Origin of the sequence: Pedobacter ginsengisoli, assembly GCF_002736205.1 — a bacterium.
Taxonomy (GTDB): domain Bacteria; phylum Bacteroidota; class Bacteroidia; order Sphingobacteriales; family Sphingobacteriaceae; genus Pedobacter; species Pedobacter ginsengisoli_A.
In genome coordinates, this window is record NZ_CP024091.1 from 4,147,435 (window position 1) to 4,171,820 (window position 24,386).

Here is a 24,386-nt window from a genome sequence, read left to right on the forward strand (position 1 = left end):
CTTTAACGCAGCGGACAGAAATGGCTGCTTCACCATGCGTTTGCCTGGCAATGGGGCTGGCCAGAAACCTACGGATAATTGGAAGATTATCCGGCGCTATGATGGAAGTCCAATCTGAGTCTTATCAGCAGATAAAATTTTAATTCCATAGATTTGCATGATAACATAAAAAAGCTAGATATGACTTATCCGGAAAAACTGAGCGAGATACGTAAACAAATGCAGGCCGACAATGTACAGGCTTACATTATTCCATCTGCAGACCCACACATTAGCGAATACCTGCCTAATCATTATAAATGCATCCCCTTTGCTTCGGGCTTTACCGGATCCGCGGGTACACTGGTAATAACAGCAGACTTTGCAGGTTTGTGGACTGACTTCCGTTACTTTGAACAGGCTGCAGAACAATTAGAAAATAGCGGTTTTGAGCTGGTGAAACAAAAAGTTCAACATGCTCCTGAATACATTCAATGGCTTATTGAAAAATTTGACAATGGTGCTGTGGTTGCCAGCAATGAAAAATTGCTTTCGCTGCTTTTAGGTGATTTGCTTACACAACAGTTTTCGGCTAAGAACATCAATCTGGTTAGTAAAGATTATTTAAGTTCCATTTGGGAAAATAGGCCTGAGTTACCGAAACAAAATGCCTTTTTAATAGCAGAAAAACACATAGAACAGTCTGTGAGCAGTAAACTTGCTGAGGTACGTTCATCACTTACCAAACATGGTGCAGTTTATCATCTAATATCGTCTTTAGATGACATGGCCTGGTTATTTAATATCCGTGGTAACGATGTGAGCTATAACCCTGTGGTTTTAAGTTTTGCTTTGATCAATCAGGACCATGCTAAAATATTCATCAATCCTGATAAATTAAACGCTGATAACAAGGCCCAGTTATTAAAAGAGGGTGTAGAGGTATTTGATTATGAAGAAATAGAAGAGGCCTTAGAAAGAATTCCAGAGAACAGCTCTATATTGATTGATCCGAAACGTAACTGTTTTGCTTATGCCAAGCTCATTCCGAAAACTGTAAGGATTATAAAAGAGATTAATCCTTCGACCCAGCTTAAAGCTATTAAAAACGAAACAGAGCTTGCCAATACGCGCACAGCAATGGTTAAGGATGGGGTTGCAGTTAGCCGCTTTATGAAATGGCTTTCGGAAAATATTGGAAAAACTGTAATCACAGAACTTTCGGCTGCTGCTGAGTTGCTAAAGTTCAGAGCTGCGCAGGAAGGCTTTGTTGGGGATAGTTTTAATACCATTAGTGCCTATAAAGCGCATGGTGCCCTGCCTCATTATGGCGCATCTGAAGAAAGCAATTCGGAAGTAAAAGCTGAAGGCTTGTTTCTGGTAGATTCGGGAGGCCAGTATTTTTATGGCACAACGGATATTACACGGACCATACCAATGGGAAACAATACGGAAGAGGAAAAAACTGACTACACGCTGGTATTAAAAGGAATGATTGAAGGATGTAAGTCGCGCTTTCCAAAAGGCACCTGTGGCTATCAGATAGATGCCATAACACGTAAACCTCTTTGGGATTATGCCATTAACTTTGGTCATGGAACTGGCCATGGTGTAGGTTATTTTTTAAATGTGCACGAAGGCCCTCAGGTGATTAACCCAACACCAACACCTGTTGCCATGGAACCGGGAATGATTACCTCTATTGAGCCAGGAATTTACCGCCCGGGGAAACATGGGGTGAGAATTGAAAACCTTGTGAATACCATTCAAGATGTAACCAATGAGTTCAATGAATTTTATGCTTTTGAGTGTTTAACCATTGCACCAATAAGTACGCAGATTGTTAAAAAGGAGTTACTGGAACAGCATCAGATTGATTGGCTGAATGGCTATAATGCAATGGTCTTTGAGAAACTTAGTCCGTTTTTGAGTGAAGAAGAAGTGAAGTGGTTGGCTGGAGAAACAAAGGGAATTTAGTATTCTCTTCAAAAACCGTTTAATATGTGCTGAAAGGCGAATACGAACGCTGGGCCTTTCTGAGGGCAACTAGAATTTCAGGGAACAGAACAAAATAAAGTTTCGATTAAAAGGTTAGCTTTCTTAGAACACCCTGCAAAAGGGGTTAAATCTAAGGAAGCCAACCTTTGCTATTTTTCTTTAACTTACAGAACGGTCTAAATGAACATATCCTCCATCAACATAGACCAATTGCCCTGTAGTATGGCTGGAAACTTCTGATAATAAAAACACCGTAGCATTTGCTATCTCTTCGGCAGTTGTCATTCTGTTTCCCAATGGGATTTTAGCTTTAATTGAAGCCAGTTTTTCTTCAGAATTAGGTATTGAGCTAATCCATGTTTGATATAATGGCGTATAGCATTCTGATACGATCACAGCATTTACACGGATGCCGTGAGGTAATAGTTCAACTGCCCACTCTCTGGTAAGGGCATTTCTGCCTCCGTTAGCTGCTGCATAAGCAGATGTTCCTCCCTGACCGGTATCCGCAACTTTTGAGCCTATATTTACAATAGCTCCTTTGGATTTGATCAATGCTGGTAAAGCATGGTGTGCCATTAAATAATAGTGCACCAAGTTTTTATGTAAGCTATCAACAAATTTTTCGTAGCTGCCATTGGTTAAACTAACACCATCATTTACGCCGGCATTGTTTACCAGACCATCTATTCGACCGAATTTTTCCAAAACCTGAGCTATCGCTTTGGCATTATCATCAGGATTGGTTAATTCAGCAACAATCTGAAATACTTTACCCCCATTTGCAGCCACATCGTCGGCTACTTTTAAGTTGTCGGCTTCGTTACGTCCAATTATTACAGGGATGGCTCCTTCATTTGCCAATACCCTTACAATGCCTTCGCCAATACCTTTGGCGCCACCAGTTACGATAATTACTTTATCTTTTAATTGCAGATCCATAGATTGCTTATTTCAAATTGTAAAATTTAGTTGCATTACCACCCCAAAATAACGCCTGTTCATTTTCTGAGAGTTTGGAAATATAACCTTTTGCCAGATCTACCACCTGCCCGTAAGCAGCTGCGACCAAACTTACCGGCCAATCAGATCCATACATTAATCTATTTGTTCCAAAAGCCTCAAAAACCACATCAAGATATGGGGTAAAGTCTTCTTTTTTCCAGTATTTCCAATCTGCCTCAGTTACCAGACCGGATACCTTACAATATACGTTTTCATGGGCAGCAAGTTTTTGTATATCACTCGCCCAATCATCAATATGTTTACTTTTAACCTCTGGCTTGGCAATATGATCCAGTACAAAAGGCTGATCAGGAAATTTAGCCACCAGTTCAGCGGCGTATTTCAGCTGATCAGGGAAAATCAATATATCATAAGTAAATCCGTAATCTTTTAATTTACTTATTCCGTTCACAAAATCAGGTTTAAGCATTAATGCCCGGTCTTCTTCGCCTTGCAAAATATGTCTGAAACCTTTCATTTGAGGGTATTCACTTAAATCTGTCAGCTGCTCTTTAATATTAGCAGCTCTGAGATCGACCCAGCCGACCACACCTTTAATGAAAGGATTGTCTTTAGCGTTTTGAAGTTGAAAAGCATTCTCAGCCTGAGATTGGTCTGCCTGAACAACAACACAACCATCAAAATTAAAGTGCTCCAGAACAGGCTGTAGGTGCATAGGTAGAAAATCGTCCTGCAGCACGGCCATGTCATCTGTTATCCAGCTATCCCTTACCGCATCAAATTTCCAGAAATGCTGATGAGAATCAATTCTTAACATAATTTCTAACCTGTTGTTTTGAGGTACCAAGGCCATCAATGCCAAGTTCTACCACATCACCCTCTTTAAGATAAACAGGAGGATTGAAACCTAACCCAACACCGGCAGGTGTTCCGGTTGAGATGACATCTCCAGGAAGTAAAGTCATGAACTGACTTACGTATGAAATTACAAAAGGTACATTGAATATAAAGTTGGAAGTATTTCCATCCTGCATTTTTTTGCCGTTTACATTTAGCCAAAGCCTAAGGTTATCTACATCAGCAATCTCATCCTTTGTTGCAAGGAATGGGCCTAAAGGTGCAAAAGTATCGCAACCTTTTCCTTTGTCCCATGTTCCGTTTCTTTCGATCTGGAATTCGCGTTCTGATACATCGTTGTGCAATACGTAACCTGCTACATAATCAAGGGCTTCAGCCTCATCAACATAAGAAGCTTTTTTTCCTATTACTACTGCAAGCTCAACTTCCCAGTCGGTTTTTACAGAGTTTTTAGGGATTACAATATCATCAAAAGGCCCTGTCAAAGCGGTAGTAGACTTCATAAAAATAACCGGTTCAGGTGGCAGGGGTGCATTGGTTTCCTTTGCATGATCTGCATAGTTTAATCCTATACAAACTATTTTTGAAGGACGTGCTACCGGTGAGCCTAAACGTGTATCTGCTGGTATCTGAGCCAATTTCCCTTCATTTTCCTTTACAAACGCCTCAAGTCTGGCTAATCCGTTATCATTAAAGAATTTCTCATTATAATCTTCTCCAAAAGCAGAAGTATCATACCAAATATCATTTATAATAACGCCCGTTTTTTCCTGATCGGCTGCTCCCCATCTGATTAATTTCATTGATATATATTTATTTTAAAAACTCAAATTAGTTATTTAATTTAACAAATCCTCCATCTAAAGGATAGTCATTTCCAGTTACAAAGCCAGATTCATCTGAACATAGGTATAAAGCAAGGGAGGCTACCTCCTCTGGCTTACCCATACGACCAATTGGCTGGCTTTTAGATAATTTCTCAAAAACGGCTTCTTCCTGACCCGGATAATTTTTGGCAATAAAGCCATCAACAAATGGTGTGTGTACTCTTGCCGGAGAGATGCTGTTACATCTGATTCCATCGGCCATATAATCGCGTGCTACAGAAAGTGTCATGGCATAAATGGCGCCTTTACTCATAGAATAGGCGAACCTGTCGGTAATACCAACCAAAGCCGCAATAGAAGCCATATTAAGGATTACTGCTGAACTGCTTTTTTTCAATGCCGGAATTGCAGCGTATAAGCAATTGTAAGCTCCTTTAACATTTACGTTAAAGATTCTGGTAAAATCCTCTTCAGAGGTGGTCTCCAGCTTTCCAACATGAGCAATACCCGCATTGTTTACCAGAATATCTATGTTACCTACTTTGTTAAAAACATCGATTACCTGAGCCTGATTACTCACATCGCAACTGTAGCCAATTGCATTTCCGCCTGCTTTTGTAATCTCGTCAATTGTTTGTGCAGCAGCTTCAACATTTAGCTCAATAATATGAACCAAAGCACCTTGTTTTGCAAAAAGAACAGATATCGCTCTGCCTATTCCGCTTCCTCCACCTGTAATAATTGCTGATTTTCCTTTTAAACTGAACATAGTTACCTTATTATAATGAAACGCCTCTTTTCCATGGGATGAAATCATCCTGATTTAACAATACTGCTTTAGGGGTTACTTCGCCACTTGCAGCTTTAATACAATATTCAAGGATCTCTGCTCCCATTTCTTCAATGGTTTTTTCGCCTCGAATAATTGCACCTGTGTCTATATCAATAATGTCGCCCATTCTGTTGGTAAGCGCTGAATTTGTTGCTATTTTAATTACCGGACAAACAGGGTTTCCTGTTGGGGTACCCAGACCAGTGGTAAACAAGATTAATGTAGCGCCACTAGCCGCTTTTCCGGTGGTTGCCTCCACATCATTTCCTGGTGTACATACTAAACTTAACCCTGGTTTGGTTGCAGGTTCAGTATAATCCAGAACATCTACTACCGGCGATGTTCCTGCTTTTTTAGCTGCTCCTGTACTTTTAATAGCGTCGGTAATTAAACCGTCCTTTATGTTTCCTGGTGATGGGTTCATATGAAATCCTGAACCCACGGCATGAGCCTGGGCATCATACTCCTGCATTAACCTGATAAATTTTTCGGCAGTTGGCTTATCAACGCATCTGTCTATTATGTTTTGTTCTGCACCACATAGTTCCGGAAATTCTGCCAGCAGAACTTTGGCTCCAAGTGCAACCAGAAGATCAGAGGTATAACCTACAGAAGGATTTGCAGAGATGCCACTAAAGCCATCACTTCCACCGCATTTAACACCCACACACAGCTTACTTAGCGGAGCCGGGCTTCTTTCTATTTTATTGATCTCAGTTAAGCCGGCAAAAGTTTTAAGAATTGCATCTTTTATCAACTGCTCTTCACTTTGGCTTTGCTGCTGTTCAAATATTAAGACCTTCTTATGAAATGAAGGGTTACGTGCTTTAATATCATCAAGCAAACTTTGCGTTTGCAGGTGCTGACAGCCAAGGCTAAGTACAGTTATACCGGCAACGTTCGGATGATCAGCATATGCTGCCAATAAGTTGCTTAACACATCTGCATCCTGACGTGTACCGCCACAACCGCCCTGATGATTCAGGAATTTAATGCCATCTACATTTTTGAATACCCTGTTTTTGCCTGTTTGAACAGATGAAAGGGTATCAACATTGAAGGCATCTATTGATTCGCCTTCCTGATATGCAGTTAGCAACTGATCAGTAAACTGCTTGTATTTATCAGTTACATTATAACCCAAAGTATTGTACAGCGACTCTTTTATTACATCAAGGTTTCTGTTTTCGCAGAAAACCGTTGGTATAAACAACCAATAGTTCGCAGTTCCTACTTTACCATCCTCGCGGTGATATCCGTTGAATGTTCTATTTTGAAATTTTGACACATCAGGCACCTGCCATTGGTAATTTACATCTCTGTAGGCATAATCCTGAGAGGCATGATGAACATTTTCGGTAGTCATTAATCCACCCTGAGGAATAAAAGCGGTTGCTTTCCCAACCAATACCCCATACATTATCACGTCCTGACCAATTGCCCTTTCAGTTATGAAAAACTTATGTTTGGCGTGCACATCTTCCTGTAAATTGAAGGTAAGGTTTTCCCATTCAACTTTTTGTCCTTTTGGTAAATCCTGCAAGGCTACCAGAACATTATCGTCCGGATGTATTTGCAGGAAACTTTTATTAGTTATTATTGACATTATGCTTTTAAATCAAATATTTTATCCATTAACACCCATTTCTCGCCTGGCTTAGAACCCGGGATTGCCTGCTGATATTTCCACATCAATTTTTCCCATTCCTGTACCTTTTCATTTGAAGCGTCCATGGCTCCTTTATTTTCAAAGCTAAATTTACCATTTACTTCCATAATCATGAACAGCCTATTGCCATATCTGTAAATTTCCATTGCATCAATTCCGGCCGAGGTAATGCTCTCCTGAATTTCAGGCCATACCTGCTGATGCATTATTTCATATTCTTTAATCAGATCGGGATCATTTACCAGATCAAGCGCTAAACAATATCTTTTCATTTTATATATTTTATAAGATTTCTATACTATGCTCTTTTAACCACCTTATGCCCTGTTATACCAAATAGGAATACAACAGCGAAGCACAGGAATGGCACGATGTAACCTACCTGAATGTCGGATAGATCAGTAATATAACCCATTACAGGTGGCAATACTGCCCCGCCAACGATGGACATGATGATCAGACTACTTCCAAATTTTGTATCTTTTCCAAGATCCTTTATACCCAGAGAGAATATTGTGGGGAACATGATGGACATAAAAAATGCAATACCGATAACTGCAAATAGTGCAACTGTTCCATGAGATACTATTGCGGCAATGCACAGCACCATACTTGCTACTGAATAAATAGCCAATAACCGTTCTGCTTTTATAAATTTCATCAGGAAGGTACCAAGTACACGTCCAATCAGAAATGCAAGGCCCATACCAATACCTGCATATCCTGCTGCCTCTTGCTGACTTATTTCGGCTACTTTAGTAGCGTACAAAATAAAAAAGCTAAATACGCAAACCTGGGCACCAACATAAAAGAACTGAGCCAGAGCAGCCCATCTCAGGTGCTTGTGTTTAAGGGCATCCACCAGTGTATGATCAGTTGCTTTATCGCCGGCTTCTTCTGTCTCCACAATCTCAGGCAATTTCAGAAAAACAAAAATGATAGCGATTACCAGAATAATACTTCCTAAAACCAAATATGGTGTTTTTACTGATGAAGCCTCTGAAGCTAAAGCAAATTCCCGGGCCGAAGCAGTCATTTTATTTAAATCTGCATCAGAAATACCTTCTATTAAAATAATTTTAGCACCAATTATCGGAGCAGTCATTGCGGCAAGACCGTTAAATGACTGCGCAAAATTCAAACGAAAAGTTGCCGTTTCAGGAGGTCCCAGCAATGATGCATAAGGGTTGGCAGCTGTTTCCAGAATGGTTAGTCCGCAGGCTATGATGAATAGCGCACCCAAAAAGAATACGTAAGCTTGTGTATTTGCAGCCGGTATAAATAAAAATGACCCTATGGCAAACAATGCCAGACCCAGAATAATGCCTGTTTTATAGCCATACTTTTTCATAATGAATCCGGCCGGAAGGGCCATAACAAAATAAGCGATGAATACAGCAGAGTCAACCAGGGATGCTTCTAAAGTACTTAGACTAAAAGATCTTTTTAAATGGGGAATTAATATCGGATCAAGATTATGTACAAAACCCCACATAAAAAACAGGGAGGTAATCATGATAAACGGAAAAAGGTACTTGTTTTTAGTCATCTGGTTTAATTTTTTGGTTAGTCAAAGAACGCGTTTTTTGTAATGATTTATTTTACCATTTTATCTAATTATTAAACTATTTTGGCAAATAAAGTGTCATTTATATCCCTTACAGTGCTTAATTCGCAATATTGATGTGTGCATTAAACAATCCCATAGTGGTATGTGGCGAAAGCGGGTTATGCAATTGCCAGCTAAATGGATAATACCTGCCTTTTTCTACATTCAAGGGGCCCAGTTTCTGACTGTAAACAGTTTGATCTGAATTGGTATCAATGCTCATTACATTGACTTTCTTAAATCCATTGTAATACTTAACAATAAGCTGATTGATCCCTTTTTTAAGCGGCAGAAGGATCACATCCTTTAATTGTTTTTCCTTAAAAGGGTTGTTATGCTCTGCCAGTACTTTGCCATTCAACGTTACAGTTACACCATCTCCGCTGGTTATGCCCACAAGATACAGCTGATCTTTTTTAGCGGTTATTTCCTGTAAAAGATAAGTTGCCGAATTTTTGTCGGCCGCGATCTCATAAGTAACATTATTCTTTATGTCTGCTTTTTTCTCCCAAACCTTACCGTTTGCATCAGGCCATGGCTTACTTACATCAACGTTAGTTAGGTTGCCATGGACACCGCCTACTCCTGAGTAAAGGGGGGCGACTGATAAATATCTCCCCAGGTAATCGCCGAAGGATCATTTTTTAACTTTTCGGCATTTGACCCGTTCAATGTTACTGCGGTAGTTTTACCATTCACCTGAACATCTATTACCTTTCCCTTCTCTTCATTAGTATAATAAATTACCGGCACAATAGTTCCGGTTTTTGAAGGTTTTAATGTCCATAGTTCTTTTACTGTACTCTGATAACGGTTATTATAGTCAATTCCTGAATTGCTGTAATACTTAAAAGCATTGTGCGAGTCAAGAATTAATGGAGCTTTGGTAAAAGCAATGATGTTTGCCGGAGGCACAGCGTAACCGTTTGCAAATTCTACTACGATTACTTTAAACTCTTTATCGACATTTAAACCTTCGGGAACATTAATGGTAACACCAGCGGCATTCTGACTAAATTTTCCCTTTTTATTTTCCCCAAGAACGTATACATCGTTAATTTTTCCGGTAAGGCCCGGAAGTGTGATCGCCCCATTTTCAGGAGCTGAAAGCAAATGCAGGTAAATCTTATTAGGTCTGCTGGTTAAGCTTCCCCATTTGAATGAAATGTGAAATGGATCAGGATCTGTTCCGTAAATGGCCTCTTTATTTTTATCCAGCCATTTACCGATACTTAGTAATACATCTTTTTCGAAATCAACTACAGAGCCATCTCCCTTAGGTCCAATATTTAAAAGGAAGTTCCCACCGCGACTGGCCACCCTGATTAAACTGGTCAGTTTTTCACGTATTTTTTCTTCTTCACTCCCCCTCTTTTGCCATGAGCGATAGCTCCATGTTTCATCGAAAAAAGAAGCAGGCGACTGCCATGGCACTCCAATAGCATAGTCAGGCTCCTGATTATCTCCCATTACGTTAAAGTCGCCCATATCATTCCCTATTCTGCTACCGATCATACAATTTGGCTGAAGTTTATGAACCAAATCCCTTAATTCTCTGCTTTCGTTGGCATTTTGAGAGCCCATATCAAACCATAGCTCCGAAACGGGGCCATAATTACTTAGTAATTCTGTAATTTGTTTCTTATTATATTCAACATGTTCAGGGGTAATGTAATCTGAATTACTGCTTGAGATTGGAGATGCCTGAGGGAAATGCCAATCGATTAAGGAGAAGTATAACCCAAACCTTAGTCCGCCACGCTTACATGCATCGGAAAGCTCTTTTACAATATCCTTTTTGTAAGGTGTAGCATCTACCACATTAAAATCTGTTGTATTTGTCTTAAACATACAGAATCCATCATGATGCTTAGACGTGATTACCAGGGAACGCATGCCGGCTTTTTTGGCGAGTGCAACGATAGAATCGGCGTTCCAATACTGGGGATTAAACCTTTTAGCTACTTCTGCATAAGTATCGCTATAGATACCCGCGTGGGCCTGAATCTGTTCACTCAATCCTTTGGTTACCGGTTTGCCTTCCCAAACCCCTCCCAATACAGAATAAATTCCATAGTGAATGAACATTGAATATTTTTGGTCCTGCCATTCCTTTAATACTTTTGGATCATGCTGACCAAAAGCAAGGCTTTTACAGAAAAGTAGTAAAGTGAATAAAATGGTTGTTTGTTTCATGTTTATTTAAGTGGTTTATCCAGCGTTATATTTTGTGTACTCTGATTTCTAAAAATAGTTATTTCGACAGTTTTATCTGACTTATTTTTCTGCTGTTCGGCTACCAGCTCAGCTACTTTATTTGTTGTTTTCTTTTTAAAGGAAAGGATAACGTCATTAGCTTTTACTACTCCTTCAAATGGACTACCGGCATCTACTTTTAGTACCAGGATTCCTATTTCTTCAGGCATCCCTGTAGCAGAGCGTTCTCCGAGTGTTTCCAGGTTTTTAATCTGTAATCCAAACCATTCAATAGACTGGCTTTGGCTTACTCCCTCTATTCCTTTAAGAACCGGTATGGGAGCTTTTTTAGCAATTTTACGTAAAGCAGGTGAGGTTACTCCAAATTTATCAGTTGCAAAACTTTTAAAGCCTACAGCAAGCGCTTTAGAAGTACTTTTAACCCTATAATCGCCAATTGAGGGATTTATAAATTCAGGGTTTCCAAATGCAGAATGTTTATCTGTACCTTCCTTTTGCGATTTCTCTAATGAGGCCTGATCTGCAAAGAAATTATAATCTATCTCTTTACCCCAGAATTTAATGCCGATGGGATAATAGTTTCTGGTAACGATATTGTGCCTGAATATGTCGCCACTGTTTTCAAACCATACATGTGGATGAAAGGAATTGTTTAAAATAACGTTATTCTCTACAGTTCTATAAAAGCCTTCGCGAAGTTTTAAGCCGCCGTTCAGGCAAACGTTATTGTATATGTGGTAGTTGCTCGACCCGTCGTCTAAATCAATATCCCATCCATGTTCACAATGGAATCGATTATCATGCATTGTTATGGTTTTAATTACATCAGCAGTGATTAAGGCTGGGTGATCTTTAGCAATCTTATTCATTGCCGGAACATCTGGATTCCAATATCTATCGCGGCCCCATGAATTAAAAGCACCATGGTCGCCCGATTCCAGAACAGTATTAAAAACATCGTTAAAAGAAATCTCATGGCCGCCCCAGGTACCTTCGCTAATATTTATTCCGGCTCTGGGAACATCGTAAATTGTATTGTGGGTAGCGGTAATGCTCATAGACATTGAAATTTGTACCCCCGCAACCTGTTTTTCAATCTGTCCTAATCCATACATCAGCGTATTCTCGACAGTACAATTTGCAGGGTAGTTATTTGTTTTAGGTCCGCGGGCAGTATCAATATCATTTACTGGAACAAACTGACCGTATTCAAAACTTGGTGACCGCACTGCTTTTGGATCTCCCACAAAACATACCCCACTGGCACCGGCATAGGCAATATGGCAACCTGATATTTTGTTATTTCTATTGTAGTTACTTAAAAATACTGCATTACCCCCAACGTGGTTGAAATAACAGGCATTTACCTGGCAAGACTCAGCTCCTTCCATTAAAACTGCCCCACCTCTGTATATTGTCCAGTCGCTACGCAATAGCGGCTCTTTAGTTTGCATAAAGGTTCTAAGGGTATGCGTAAGTTCCAGCCCTTCGATATTTATATTCCTAACCGGATTCTTCTCGGAACCTTTAAATTCAAAAAGATGTTTTAGGCGTGGGATTTCCACCTTTGCGGCAGCAAGATTAGTAACTGATTTTTCGGGATAGTAATAAAGCAGCTTTTCATCTTTGTTATAGAACCATTCGCCTATGGTATCCAGTTCTTCAAAGATGTTTTCTACAAAGCGATACTTATCGTGCATCCCCATTTGCCGGTTATTCTGATAGCCACCTTCCATTTTCAATTTACCCTCCGTATCTTTTCCGGTGATCTGATATTGATATCCGCCCCATTCTGCTTTATGCAGGGCATGGATAAACCCTCCTGTTGGGTTTTTCCAGCTTGCAATGCGCTCCGGGCTTAAGGCATCAGCAGAAGAGCCGGCAAAAAACCTTACTGAAGGGTTATAATTAGGATACCTGGCCATGCGCTGCTGACGCTGATTAATGAAAAGCTGATCGAACATCTGATCTCCATTAACCCTGGCTTTCATTATCTTTCCTTTATAAGACTCCCATTTTAGGTTTAAGCGGGTACCGCCACTTACAATAACTTTTTCATTTGCATATGGCTTTATGGTTAAACCGGCGTTTTTTTTTCTTGAATCTTCAGGAGTAAACACAACGGTTTCTGAAAGATAATATGTTCCTCCCCGCAGGTATATTACAACCTTTCCGGATGTATTTCTTGCGATGAGCTGCGCCTTTTTTATACTTGCAAATGGCTTTTCTAGGGTTCCTGGATTCTTATCATTTCCTTTCGGGGAAACATAAATATCCTTGCCAGAGGCCTGATTAATAATCAGCGATAAGGCAAATAGAATTGAAAATAAAGATTTCATTAGCTTTCTTATTGGGTTCATTTGGTTTCTCAAAGAAAGCGAATTACAATTTACAAAGTTCTCGGAAATTATCTAAATATTAAGTGATTTTGGCATAAAACTACATTTATATACTAAAAACAAAGTAATTTTAATAAACCCAGCCAAGACTTACTGAGGCTGGATATATTTAATAGCATTAAAAGGCACCGTCCAAAAGACATGTATGTCCTCGGTCTGAAATAAGTTCAAGGTAACTAAAATTTAAAAGAGAACATCACTTGATCACTTCCTTTAAATAACCAGCAAACACATTAATATCCTTCAATTGGCCAAAAACTCCTTAAATTCTTTCTAATACAGTTGGCAGTTGGCAATTCTTCCTGTTCTATTGAAGCTCGGTGAATTATATTTGAATATTCTCATAATCCTGATTAAAAAAATCATTAAGGCTAATCTTAAGTTTATCAAGAATTTTAATTAATGAGCTAATTCTTAAGTCTTCCGACCCAGCCTCATATTTTCCATATTGAGACCGGTTCAATTGAAACTCATAGGCAAACGCATCTGAATTATTAAATCCTAGTTCTTTTCTAATTTGCTTCAGTCTCAGACCAATTTTCTTCACATCCAGCGGCAAATCACCTTTCTTCTTACTCTCAGCCATTCTTACGTGTTTATACCTCTAAACTGGCTAAAATAGAAGGTAAATGTTACTCCTAATCAAGCTACTCTTAATTAGGAGATTAATAAATAATTATGTATCTTAGTCTTAGAGTTTTACAATTAAGCAATCTATGACATGATATAATTTATAAAAAAATTTGAAAAGAGTCTTGCGGCGATTATCTGAGGCCGTTTACGCAAGACAGCAGAAAGTCCCAAAATCTATGTGTAGTTATGCTATCTTTGCGTATCTAAATAGATTTGGGGTCTGCTGTAATTCCGTGTAAACGTAGGGCCTCAGAAACTTTAAGTCGCCACGGTTGGCAGATCCCAAATCTACTATCTTCCAATTCAAGACTCGTATAAAATACGAGCTATGAAATACAAAAAATTAACTGAAAGACAATCTTACTTCAATAAATTCAGTCAGGGTGATGAAAAAGGGTTGGAGTACTTTTATAATCGCCTCTATCCATCATTATTTCACAAAAGACAGCGGTACATTAAGGATGAGGTCAACGCAGACTGCATCGTTAGCGAAGCCTTCCTTCGTCTTTGGCTAGTTAGGAACAGCATCGTCAACCCAACCCACATCGAAACCTTCTTGACTGAAACTACCATCCAAGCCTGCAAAGCCTACTACAAAACATCCAGTCACAATTTCCAGCGGAACATGCTCCGGCTTGATGAAATCGAAAACTACCAGGAATTCATAGGAGGTTATGATCCCGAAGAGGAATTGGATCCTGATGCCGTCATCTATCAGGAAGAACTTGATGAGCGCCTGAGGCTGCAATGGCAGCAAGTTGAAGCAGTCATTCCCAACCTCACCGAAAATCAGCAATTGTTTATCAAACTCTGCCTGAAATACGCTTTCAACTATGAGCGCATCGCCTGGCATATTGGTGGCATCTCTGATTATCAGGTAGCCAGAACGGTAGAAAAAACGCTGGAAACCTTAAAGTCCATTCTGACCAGTTCAGAAAAGCTGCAGGTCACGGGAAAAACCAGCAAGTTCAAATTCGAAGGTGACCTCTGCGAAGAGCAGTCCAGGATCCTGCACATGCGCTATGAACTCCAGTACAGCTTTGAAGAGATCGCCAGGCAATTGAATTTAAGTCAGCAGCACATTCAGCGAAGCTTTGCACAGGCCTGTACCAAAATCAAAAGGCTAAAAAACTAATGGAAAAACAGACCATGATCCTAACCCGTAAGATTCAGCTGCTGATTGACTCCCGGGACAGGGAAGTCATCAAAGCAGCAAAAGATCAGCTCTATAGCTGGCAGCGGATATGTTTCCGTGCAGCCAATATGATCATGAGCCATCATTTCGTGCAGGAACAGGTTAAAGATTTCTTTTATTTAACCGAGGAAATCAAACTTAAAATTGCTGACCAGAAGAAAGAAGAGAACGGAATTTTAAAATCCTCCCGGCAAAACACCACCTACCGGCTGTTATCTAACCACTTTAAGGGACAGATTCCAACAAACATGCTAAGTTACCTGAACAACACGCTGATTTCCACTTTCAACAAAGAAAAGCTGGCCTATTGGAAGGGTGAAAAGTCACTGAGGAATTATAAAAAGAATATTCCTTTACCTTTCGGGGCTGAAGTGATTTCAAAGCTTAGTCATGCGCCAGATGGACGGAACTTTTGCTTTAGGCTCTTTCAGATTCCCTTCAAAACCTATCTGGGTAAAGACAGATCAGATAAAAAGATCATGCTGAACAGGGTACTAAATGGCACCCTAAAACTCCGGTCCAGTCATCTTCAGCTGGATCAGGGTAAAATCTACCTGCTGGCTGCCATTGAGACCGAAAAGGAACAGCATCATTTGGATAGCTCTGTCATTGCCGAAGCTTCCTTATCTATTGAGCATCCCGTTACCGTTAAAATCGGCAGCCATGAACACACCATTGGCAACAAGGAAGAGTTCCTGCATCGCAGACTGGCCATACAAGCAGCGATCTACCGGGTAAAGAAAGCCGTTACCTTTAACCGGGGTGGTCATGGCAAAAAGCGAAAAAAGAAAAGTCTCGAAGATTATCAGCATCAGGAAAGAAAGTATATTGATTATAAGCTCCATGTGTATAGCCGCATGCTGATAGACCTGTGTGTCAAGCATGAGGCAGCAACACTTATCCTGGTTAATCAGGAACTAAAAGAAGAAATCGCCAAGGATGATCCATTTTTGCTGCAGAACTGGAGTTATTATAGCCTCAAAGAAAAAATTGCGTATAAAGCGGACAGGGCAGGGATTCAACTGGTAGTGGAATAAGAGATATTTAGACAGGATCGTTCTTTGATAAGATTTAATATTAGAGGCTGCTTGTACAGCCGCGGGGTGGGGCAATACTGCACTCACTGAATTGTTTTTCATTTCATTTTGAAAGCAATATACAATGCTCTATTGTAATTCCTTTTGAAGAATCCAGTTTTTGAAAGCAAAATTATAATATTGGAGGCTGCTTCCACAGCCATAGACTGAGACAACAAAATGTACCAGCTAAAACAGGTATAAATCGTACAACATTTGGGGCAACTTGTTACTGGCCAGTTTAATCCGCGCTAAAATAAATGTTCCTTACATTCCCCCGCACGTACTAAATTAATCAAGACATGCGGGGTTAAAACCCCGCCGATAACAGGTTCAGGCGGTGTCACCAGGTATAATTTAATGACTGCTCGGTAAAATTACTGCTTATAAATAATGGCTATTTTAAAATCTTTAACAAATAAGACCCGTAGCCGCTTTTAACCAATGGCTCTGCTACTTTTCTTAATTGTTCTTTATCAATAAAACCCATTCTGAAGGCTACTTCTTCAATACATCCGATTTTTAATCCCTGACGTTCTTCAATTACCTGTACAAATTGTCCGGCTTGCATTAATGATACAAAAGTACCTGTATCTAACCAGGCGGTTCCTCTGCTCAATACGCCAACCTTTAGCTTTCCTTGTTCAAGGTAAACCTTATTTACATCTGTGATTTCGTATTCCCCTCTTGGCGAAGGCTTGATATTCTTAGCAATTTCTACAACTGAGTTATCATAAAAATATAAGCCCGGAACCGCATAATCAGATTTCGGTTGAACTGGCTTTTCTTCTATTGAAATCGCCTTATTTTTATCATCAAACTCAACAACACCATATCTTTCAGGATCTGAAACGCGGTAAGCAAATACAACACCACCATCTACCTTAGCGCTTGACTGTAATAATTTAGCCATTCCATCACCATAAAAGATGTTGTCTCCCAACACCAAGGCTACTTTATCATTGCCAATAAAGTCTGCTCCGATAACAAATGCCTGCGCAAGGCCATTTGGCTTTTCCTGAACTGCGTAAGAGAACTTACAGCCGAGGGAACTTCCATCGCCAAGAAGCTTTTCAAAATTAGGCAGATCGTGAGGGGTTGAAATGATAAGTATTTCTTTGATTCCGGCCAGCATTAATATCGACAGCGGATAATAAATCATCGGCTTATCATAAACCGGCATCATTTGTTTACTCATTACCAGGGTTAAAGGATGCAACCTTGTGCCACTTCCCCTGCTAAAATTATTCCTTTCAAGTTATAGCGTTTTGTTTGTTTAAAAATCTATCCGGGTATTAATTATTCAGTGTTATTATTCGAAGATACATTATCTTCTAACTCTTTAAACCATTCGGCGCCATATTTTCTAATGAGCGGGCCTTTTAGAAACTGATAAACCGGCACTTTTAACTCTCTTCCAAAAGTACAAGCATCATGGCAAATATGCCACCTGTCGTAATTTAACACTTCAAATTCAGGGTACTGGGTTACCCTGATAGGATATAAATGACAAGAGATTGGTTTTTGCCAATCAATTAAGCCCTGCTCATATCCCTTCTCAATTCCACACTTTGTTATTCCATTCTCGAAGGTAACATAAGCACATTCTTTATGGCCATCTACACATGGCGTGGTTAAATCACCATCTACATCCACCACCGATGTGCCTTGCTCTTCAATGGCAGCTATTCCTTTAGGCTCAAGCAAATGCTGGATCTTTGGATAAATTTCTTTAAGGATTGCTGTTTCTGCCACCTCCAAAGGTGCTCCGGCATCGCCCTCCACACAACAAATACCCTTACATTTGTTGAGGTTGCACACAAAGTTTTCACTAATCAGGTCTTCGTGTACCAGGGTATTTTGCACTTCTATCATCTTCTTCTATTTTATTATTTGCAAAGGATACTTTAATCCTTCGGCTGATTTAATTTCCATTACTACTGATCCTACCAGAATCTCCACCTCAGCCTTTACAGGAACCCTGTTGCCATCGTCAGTAATCCAGAGATACAATTTACTGTCTTTACGGAAGATCCTTCCTGGCTTTATTGAGGGGCTGAATTTTAAACAGCTTATTTTTCCAAGCTTTGTTTTTATAACCTCTTTACCCAGGTATTGAATTTCGAGCTGGTTGATTTCATCGCTAAGAAAGTAGTTTAGTTTCACATAATCACCTGATTTCATTTTGGAGATATCAAGGCTTCTGGCAAAATAGTATGATGAAACCAAATCAAATGTTTGGCTGTTAGGAGTTGGAAAAGTACCTTTAGTAGCCACTACTTTCTTTTCGTCCTGACTGAATCTGGCTTTATCTTGTCGCCTGTAGCTTCCTTCCCTGATGTTCTCCTGAAAGAAATAAGGTTTTAAGTTAGTTTTATCTATATAAGAATCATAATGATCCCTGATTTTATAAAATATATCGAAGGTCCCGGATGTTACGCCGTCAACGCTCAATCTATATGTAGGATTACCATCAAATTTAAGATCAGAGTTAAGAACTTTTAATGTTCCTTCTGCTGCAGTGATGAATCCATATTTTAACTTGTAAGACAAAACTTCTCCCGGCTGAAACACCGGCTCTTTTACAAAAGGCAACTCCTGTGCCATCGCTTTAGCGCTTAGGAATGCAACAACAATAAACAATAACGATTTTCTCATGCCTAAGCTAAAACAAAAAACAATCCAAAATTAATCCTTTCGCTTATATATGGGCACAGTAGAACACGGTTCTCCATACATAATGCTTTTAACAACAGGTGTTAACAGGTTCGTAATTTCTACATAAGCAGAAACAGGAAGATAAATATCAGCACAGCCTTTTACCACTACACGCTCCCCTGCAAAAGAGTTAAGATCTATTTTTGCTAGGGCTTTAGTAAACAAAATGGCATCAAGTGTTTCCAAGCTACCAAACACAACCTCATTGGCATATGGCTTCATTTTATTGGCCAACAACATATAAGCCCAGGTAGGCACAATTGCATCGGCACTACAGGTAATTGCTACATTTTTTCCGTTATAAACAGTCCAGTCGTGCGTTTTTATAAATTCTCTGAAATCCTTCTCTCTTAACATTAGTCCGTGAAAAAGATTATCCTTTATATCATAAACAACTCTTTCTCCCTGATTAAGATACTCTTCAAGGTTAAGTGTTATTAAACCACTGGCAGCTACTTTATTGACAAAATTTTCTTGAATTTCCATCGCTCTAAAATAAAAAACCGGAAGTAGAAACTACTTCCGGTTACAAAATTACGTAAAATAAGATTAATAGAATTTCACCCTATTGTCTTTTATATCGCTTTTATCCTGTAATGCCTGGAATGCTGCACCCAATGAGCGCTGAGCTGTTGCCTGCATCATCATTTCTTTTTGTTTGTAGGTATTAGCTAAAGGAGCAGGATTTGTAAATCCGTCAACTGAAAATGCGTATACTCCACGTTCGCCATCAATAGCTTTAGAAAGTTTACCCGGCTGAGATCCGAAAACACTTCCAACCACTTTATTTTCCTGGCCACCGCCCGGAATAATAGGGTTAGCAAATACAATGTTCTGAACAGGTGTTACTGGCTTAGCTAGCTTTTGAGCTACCTGGTCTATGTTGGCTGTACCTTGCAATGCTTTGTCAACTTTTTCTTTAAGCATCTTAGCCTTAACAATGTTACGAACTATTGGTTCGATGTCTTTTTTAACAGCATCTAATGGCAATGTTCCTTTTGGTCTGATGTCAGTTACACGAGCTACAACAAATGAATTGTCCATTTGATATACCTGATCCAATACATCACCTTTTTTAGCATCATATGCATCACGGATTAACTGGCGAGGATTATCTAATCCCGGAGCAAAACCTTGTGTAGGGGTCACTTTATCAGCTACACCAACAGTGTAACCTTTTTTCTGAGCAAGCTCAGAGAAACTACCACCTTTAACTTCACTTAAGAAGTTGCTTGCTTTTTTATAAGCAGCATCTTTAGTTTTATTACTTGCCATTAAGCTTTTCTCGATATAAGCAAGTTTAGCCACTTTCGAAGAACCAATTTGCTTTTCGATTTTAATTAAGTGAACACCGAACTGAGAGGTTACTATTTTAAGATCACCAACGTTTCCGTTAAATGCAGCGTTCTCAAATTCAGGTACCATTTGGCCACGAACAAAAGTACCTAGATCACCACCTTTATCTTTAGAACCATCTTCACTGTACTGAGCCGCCAACGTAGCAAAGCTTGCACCTTTTTGAATAAGTCCCTTTAATGAATCAGCAAGTTTTACAGCCTTATCCACACCGCCAAGTTTGCTGGCATCAAGTAAAATATGACTTGCCTTAACTGAATCAGGAGAAAAACGGGTATCAATAACTTTAACCAGTTTATAAGAATTACCTGAGAATTTAGGTCCGTAGAAACTTCCCGCAGGCAGGTTAAATACTACTGAATCTACTGCAGGGTCTAACTTACCTTTAGTGATGTAAGTGTAAGGAACTTTAACGTCTGAATTAACCGCAGCAAAAAGAGAATCGTTTGCAGCTGTTCTAAAATCTGCTGCAAGTTTCTCAACCTGAGTTTTAACCGCTGCAGAATCCTCTTTAGTTGGGCTAACACTGAAAGACACATACTCGAATGCACGTGTTTCTGTAGGGTTTTCGAAACGTTGTTTATTATCGTTATAATAATCTGAATAATCAGACTCAGCAATCTTTACGCTTGCATCAGGGATAGATGCATATTCAAGACCAACAAATTTAAAGTTAGCCAGCTTATTACGGTTCACATATTCATCATTAGCTTCTAATGAAGTTACATAAACAGCATTGCTGATCAATTTAACATATTTTTGTTGTAACGCTTGTCTTTCTATTTCAGCTTCAACAGCTTGCAGCTGTTTTGCCATATTAGGATCTTTATAACCTTCTTTAAAGGTTCTGATCACCTGAGCTCTGTCCACCTGACCAGTTTGTGGATTTCCAAAATACTGTACAATCAGTGGGCTTGGATTGTCTCCTTTAATCAAGTCAGCCAATTCATCAGAAGAAACAGTTATACCTAAACGGTTATATTCTTTTCCCAAAAGAACTTTGGCTACTTCACCCTGCCACACATTATCAACAGCCATAGCCTGCATCTGGGCGTTACCTGAACCACCATATTGTTGTTTGAACTGAGCTAAACTCTGATCAACTTTAGCACCGAACTCATCTATATTAATTTCTTCACCGTCAACAGACCCTACAACTTTTTGAGAAGCAGCCCAGAAAGGCTTACCTACGTTAATTGCATCACCAACCAAAAATGCAACAATTGCAAAACCGATGGCTCCTATCAGAATATAGCCTGCGCGATTCCGCAAAAATGTCATTAAACCCATAATATTCTTATTTATAATTTTTTTTAAGAGGGCGCAAGATACAACTTTTGCTAAAAAAAGAAAATATTAAATTGTTTTTGAATAAGTATTTAAAAATTAGGGAAATAAGACCCTTAAATAATTCCGCTTATTCTCCGAAATTATCCGGCACGTAGGTCTCTCCCGATCCGTTTTTCCAGTTGATAAAATTGAAATCTTCGGTAGCAGTAAAGTCTACCGCATTAAGCACCGTTCCATCTGGTTTTGTAACAACTCCCTTAGGAGATAAAAACAGTTTCTTATTTTGATCCCATACCAGTTCTTCGGTATTAAAAGTCATGTTTTCGTTTACTACAACAACGTTTCTTCTGAAGATGGTTAACTTTTCAGTATCCTTCATTATTGCATAGTCTGATGTAATAGACCCTTTGATCTTTGTTGTGATTTCGTCGATGAAATTGATTTTTACCCCTTTTGGCATTTCCTGATAGATGGCACCATTTGCAGGCGTCACTTTATCAAGAATTGGTGCAAAACCCTGCGCCTTAACCTTAGCAGAGTCACTATAAATAATGTCAACACCTGTAGTACGGTCACGGTTTAAAGCTACTTTTTCAGACAGCTTTGCAGCTTTCTTCAGGTCGTCGTCTCCGCAGGAGCTTAAACAAATTTGCAGCAAACAAAGTATAACAATTCCATATATTATACCCAGAGGTTTCATTAGTCGAATTTATATCTTCTGAACCAGGTATCGTTAAGTGTAAAGCCCAGATGGAAGTTAATATAGTTTTCCTGGATTAACCCATTCGTAAGAGAGCCTCTTTTTCCTATCTCAGTAGTAAAATTCAGTTTGTAGTAAGAGCTTCTGCTCAGGGCTAAAGGAAGTCCTAAACCAAAGGTTACGGCCATTTGCTTTACGTCCTGGTTATTCAGCTGAATGTAGGTTTTATCATATTGAAATCCAACACGGTAATCCACATGTTTAAAGTAACCTGAAATTGCAGTTGCATCAGGCGTAATTTGTCCACCTGCCGAGAAACCCCAGCTATCCTGTAATCCCTGATTAACACCATCCATACTCAACTTAGACCACTTTCCCATCCTGTAATCTGCACCAATCATCCATTTGTTATCTCTTTGAATAGAGATCCCAAAATTGTGCATTAAAGGAAGTTTCATTTTAGCTGAATTGTTCTCAACTATTTTAACGGTATCAACAACAGGCGATATCTCATTCCCCTCATTGTCTCTTTGATAGATTGTTGTTAAAAACGTCTTCTTGTAATTAATAGAAGAAGATGAAGATCCGGAATAACCTAAAGTAATGCGTTTTCTTGTTCCTAATGGGATTTCATACTGCGCACCATAAGAGAAGCCTATTCCGCCAACACTATTCTTTTTAGTATTGCGACTGTTATAAGCCACCTGATTAACAGGCTCTAAAGAAGCCTGCTCCTGTAAATTTCCAAAAATATACTCAACATTACCCCCAACTCTGAAGTGTTCTCCGAATTGTTGTCCAAATCCAAAATATGCTTTTGTTAAGTTTCCTTCTCCAGAGTAAAGATAATTTACGCTGTTTGTATCCAGCTTATCGCTCACGGTATATTCGTAACCGAGCTCTGTAAATGGAAGCAAGCCAAAACTTATTGCTGATTTTCCTGCTACTACCGGAAATGCAACTGCTAGGTGACTAAGTGTACCATTGAAACTGCTTTCTGATTTAGAACCGTCTTTTAGTGTTGTAACAGCACCGGTTAAGCCCATATCAAGGGTTGTAAGTGTAATTCCGGAATAAGATGCCGGATTTTGCATGTTGATGTTGCTAAATCCGCCGGGTTTATAAACACCGGTGGAAATACCACCCATTGCTTTAAACTGAGGAAGTAATGCTCCTTTTACGTTTCCTAGTCCAAATCTGGAGTATGGAGACTGTGTAGTAACCTGAGCATTCACAGAAATACTGGCAAGCAGCAACAATACTGCAGCTATATAATTAATCTTTTTGTACATATTCAAAAGCAATGACTTCATTTAATCCTTTTAAAACCAGGTATGGATCGTGTATAATTTGAGGCGCAAAGATGCTGTTTTTTAATTGTTTCAGCAAAAAAGCTGCATCTCCACCTGTTATTAGTACTGTCAGATCCTTATATTCATTATTTTTATGAGAAATAAATCCCTCAACTTCATTAGTTACACCTTGTAAAACTCCGCTTTTAATGGCTGTTGGTGTGTCTTCACCTTCAGGTATTTCAGTTTCCGTTCTATCCCATTCTACAAGTGGCAATCTGCGGGTAAAATGATGTAATGCCTCAAAGCGCATGTGTAAGCCCAAGCTTATACTTCCTCCAAAATAGGCATCACTGCTATCCAGCAGATCATATGTTATGCAGGTTCCTGCATCAATTATAAAACAATTTCTTTTAGGATAATAATAATGGGATGCAATAATCTTTGCCCATCTATCCAAACCCAATGTAGCAAGCGTTTTATAGTGATTCTTTATTCCTGTGTTTATCCTTGTAGAAAACTCAATATAATTTGTGTGTTCTTTTAAAACCCCTATTACATTTTCAAATTCAATGGCTACACTTGAAATTGTTGAATTACTAACCTTATATTGCTTAATTAAACTTATAAGGGCTTCAGCTGTAACTTCTTTCAGCGATTGATACTCAACAAGCTCCCGGTTATTAAAAACAGCCAGCTTACTATTTGTATTACCAATATCTATGACAAGATTATGCATTCAGAACAGCTACTCCAAACTTCATTGCACAAA

General features: G+C 39.2%; 21 protein-coding genes and 1 pseudogene. 3 read left to right on the forward strand and 19 right to left on the reverse strand.

What is annotated here, in order from left to right; translation table 11 throughout:
* Positions 1 to 180: 180 nt before the first annotated feature.
* Positions 181 to 1,956: an aminopeptidase P family protein gene (locus CPT03_RS17055; protein WP_099439966.1), complete on the forward strand. Its 1,776-nt coding sequence runs from the start codon at positions 181 to 183 to the stop codon at positions 1,954 to 1,956.
* A gap of 180 nt (positions 1,957 to 2,136) precedes the next feature.
* On the opposite strand, the gene CPT03_RS17060 is transcribed toward CPT03_RS17055, so the two are convergent.
* The 11 genes from CPT03_RS17060 to CPT03_RS17110 form a co-directional block, all read right to left on the reverse strand.
* Positions 2,137 to 2,919, reverse strand: coding sequence for an SDR family oxidoreductase (locus tag CPT03_RS17060; RefSeq protein ID WP_099439967.1), 783 nt, complete (start codon positions 2,917 to 2,919; stop codon positions 2,137 to 2,139).
* Positions 2,920 to 2,926: 7 nt separating this feature from the next.
* The gene (locus CPT03_RS17065; RefSeq protein WP_099441154.1) at positions 2,927 to 3,760 is read right to left on the reverse strand and encodes an amidohydrolase family protein; all 834 of its coding nucleotides are present in this window, start codon (positions 3,758 to 3,760) and stop codon (positions 2,927 to 2,929) included.
* The gene (locus CPT03_RS17070; protein ID WP_099439968.1) at positions 3,747 to 4,604 is read right to left on the reverse strand and encodes a fumarylacetoacetate hydrolase family protein; all 858 of its coding nucleotides are present in this window, start codon (positions 4,602 to 4,604) and stop codon (positions 3,747 to 3,749) included. The genes CPT03_RS17065 and CPT03_RS17070 overlap by 14 nt, the downstream gene beginning before the upstream one ends.
* 28 nt (positions 4,605 to 4,632) lie before the next feature.
* On the reverse strand, positions 4,633 to 5,397 hold the full coding sequence (locus tag CPT03_RS17075) for an SDR family NAD(P)-dependent oxidoreductase (RefSeq protein WP_099441155.1): 765 nt from the start codon (positions 5,395 to 5,397) through the stop codon (positions 4,633 to 4,635).
* Positions 5,398 to 5,407: 10 nt separating this feature from the next.
* Positions 5,408 to 7,066, reverse strand: coding sequence for a UxaA family hydrolase (locus tag CPT03_RS17080; protein ID WP_099439969.1), 1,659 nt, complete (start codon positions 7,064 to 7,066; stop codon positions 5,408 to 5,410).
* Positions 7,066 to 7,401: an L-rhamnose mutarotase gene (locus tag CPT03_RS17085; protein ID WP_099439970.1), complete on the reverse strand. Its 336-nt coding sequence runs from the start codon at positions 7,399 to 7,401 to the stop codon at positions 7,066 to 7,068. The genes CPT03_RS17080 and CPT03_RS17085 overlap by 1 nt, the downstream gene beginning before the upstream one ends.
* Before the next feature lie 26 nt (positions 7,402 to 7,427).
* Positions 7,428 to 8,678 (reverse strand): L-fucose:H+ symporter permease, encoded by a 1,251-nt coding sequence (fucP, locus tag CPT03_RS17090; RefSeq protein WP_099439971.1) that lies wholly within the window; start codon positions 8,676 to 8,678, stop codon positions 7,428 to 7,430.
* A gap of 118 nt (positions 8,679 to 8,796) precedes the next feature.
* Positions 8,797 to 9,135: a hypothetical protein gene (locus CPT03_RS17095; RefSeq protein WP_099439972.1), complete on the reverse strand. Its 339-nt coding sequence runs from the start codon at positions 9,133 to 9,135 to the stop codon at positions 8,797 to 8,799.
* 182 nt (positions 9,136 to 9,317) lie between these two features.
* Positions 9,318 to 10,934 carry an alpha-L-fucosidase gene (locus tag CPT03_RS17100; protein WP_099439973.1) on the reverse strand — a complete coding sequence of 539 codons (1,617 nt, stop codon included), beginning with the start codon at positions 10,932 to 10,934 and terminating at the stop codon, positions 9,318 to 9,320.
* 2 nt (positions 10,935 to 10,936) lie between these two features.
* Positions 10,937 to 13,294: a PDZ domain-containing protein gene (locus CPT03_RS17105; RefSeq protein WP_099441156.1), complete on the reverse strand. Its 2,358-nt coding sequence runs from the start codon at positions 13,292 to 13,294 to the stop codon at positions 10,937 to 10,939.
* Positions 13,295 to 13,679: 385 nt separating this feature from the next.
* Positions 13,680 to 13,940: a helix-turn-helix domain-containing protein gene (locus CPT03_RS17110; protein WP_099439974.1), complete on the reverse strand. Its 261-nt coding sequence runs from the start codon at positions 13,938 to 13,940 to the stop codon at positions 13,680 to 13,682.
* Between the two features lie 375 nt (positions 13,941 to 14,315).
* Here CPT03_RS17110 and CPT03_RS17115 point away from each other — a divergent pair, with 375 nt between their 5' ends.
* On the forward strand, positions 14,316 to 15,122 hold the full coding sequence (locus CPT03_RS17115) for a sigma factor-like helix-turn-helix DNA-binding protein (RefSeq protein ID WP_099439975.1): 807 nt from the start codon (positions 14,316 to 14,318) through the stop codon (positions 15,120 to 15,122).
* Positions 15,122 to 16,219 (forward strand): hypothetical protein, encoded by a 1,098-nt coding sequence (locus CPT03_RS17120; protein WP_099439976.1) that lies wholly within the window; start codon positions 15,122 to 15,124, stop codon positions 16,217 to 16,219. Before CPT03_RS17115 ends, CPT03_RS17120 begins: the two co-directional genes overlap by 1 nt.
* 436 nt (positions 16,220 to 16,655) lie before the next feature.
* Here the strand turns inward: CPT03_RS17120 and rfbA are convergent.
* From rfbA to CPT03_RS17160, 8 genes and pseudogenes are all read right to left on the reverse strand, one after another.
* Positions 16,656 to 17,515, reverse strand: a pseudogene (gene rfbA, locus CPT03_RS17125) (glucose-1-phosphate thymidylyltransferase RfbA).
* Positions 17,516 to 17,557: 42 nt separating this feature from the next.
* Positions 17,558 to 18,133 (reverse strand): DUF3109 family protein, encoded by a 576-nt coding sequence (locus tag CPT03_RS17130; RefSeq protein WP_099439977.1) that lies wholly within the window; start codon positions 18,131 to 18,133, stop codon positions 17,558 to 17,560.
* Between the two features lie 6 nt (positions 18,134 to 18,139).
* Complete coding sequence (locus CPT03_RS17135; protein ID WP_099439978.1) at positions 18,140 to 18,916, reverse strand: DUF3108 domain-containing protein; 777 nt, start codon at positions 18,914 to 18,916, stop codon at positions 18,140 to 18,142.
* Positions 18,917 to 18,946: 30 nt separating this feature from the next.
* Positions 18,947 to 19,462 carry a DUF2480 family protein gene (locus CPT03_RS17140; protein ID WP_099439979.1) on the reverse strand — a complete coding sequence of 172 codons (516 nt, stop codon included), beginning with the start codon at positions 19,460 to 19,462 and terminating at the stop codon, positions 18,947 to 18,949.
* A 63-nt stretch (positions 19,463 to 19,525) separates the two neighbouring features.
* A complete protein-coding gene (locus CPT03_RS17145) occupies positions 19,526 to 21,622 on the reverse strand; it encodes a SurA N-terminal domain-containing protein (protein ID WP_099439980.1) in 2,097 nt (698 codons plus the stop codon).
* A 127-nt stretch (positions 21,623 to 21,749) separates the two neighbouring features.
* Positions 21,750 to 22,322: a hypothetical protein gene (locus CPT03_RS17150; protein WP_245869872.1), complete on the reverse strand. Its 573-nt coding sequence runs from the start codon at positions 22,320 to 22,322 to the stop codon at positions 21,750 to 21,752.
* Entirely contained in the window at positions 22,322 to 23,635 is a 1,314-nt protein-coding gene (locus CPT03_RS17155) for a hypothetical protein (protein ID WP_245869873.1), read from the reverse strand. Before CPT03_RS17155 ends, CPT03_RS17150 begins: the two co-directional genes overlap by 1 nt.
* Positions 23,598 to 24,353, reverse strand: a complete 756-nt coding sequence (locus CPT03_RS17160; RefSeq protein ID WP_099439982.1) for a type III pantothenate kinase — start codon at positions 24,351 to 24,353, stop codon at positions 23,598 to 23,600. Before CPT03_RS17160 ends, CPT03_RS17155 begins: the two co-directional genes overlap by 38 nt.
* Positions 24,354 to 24,386: the final 33 nt, after the last annotated feature.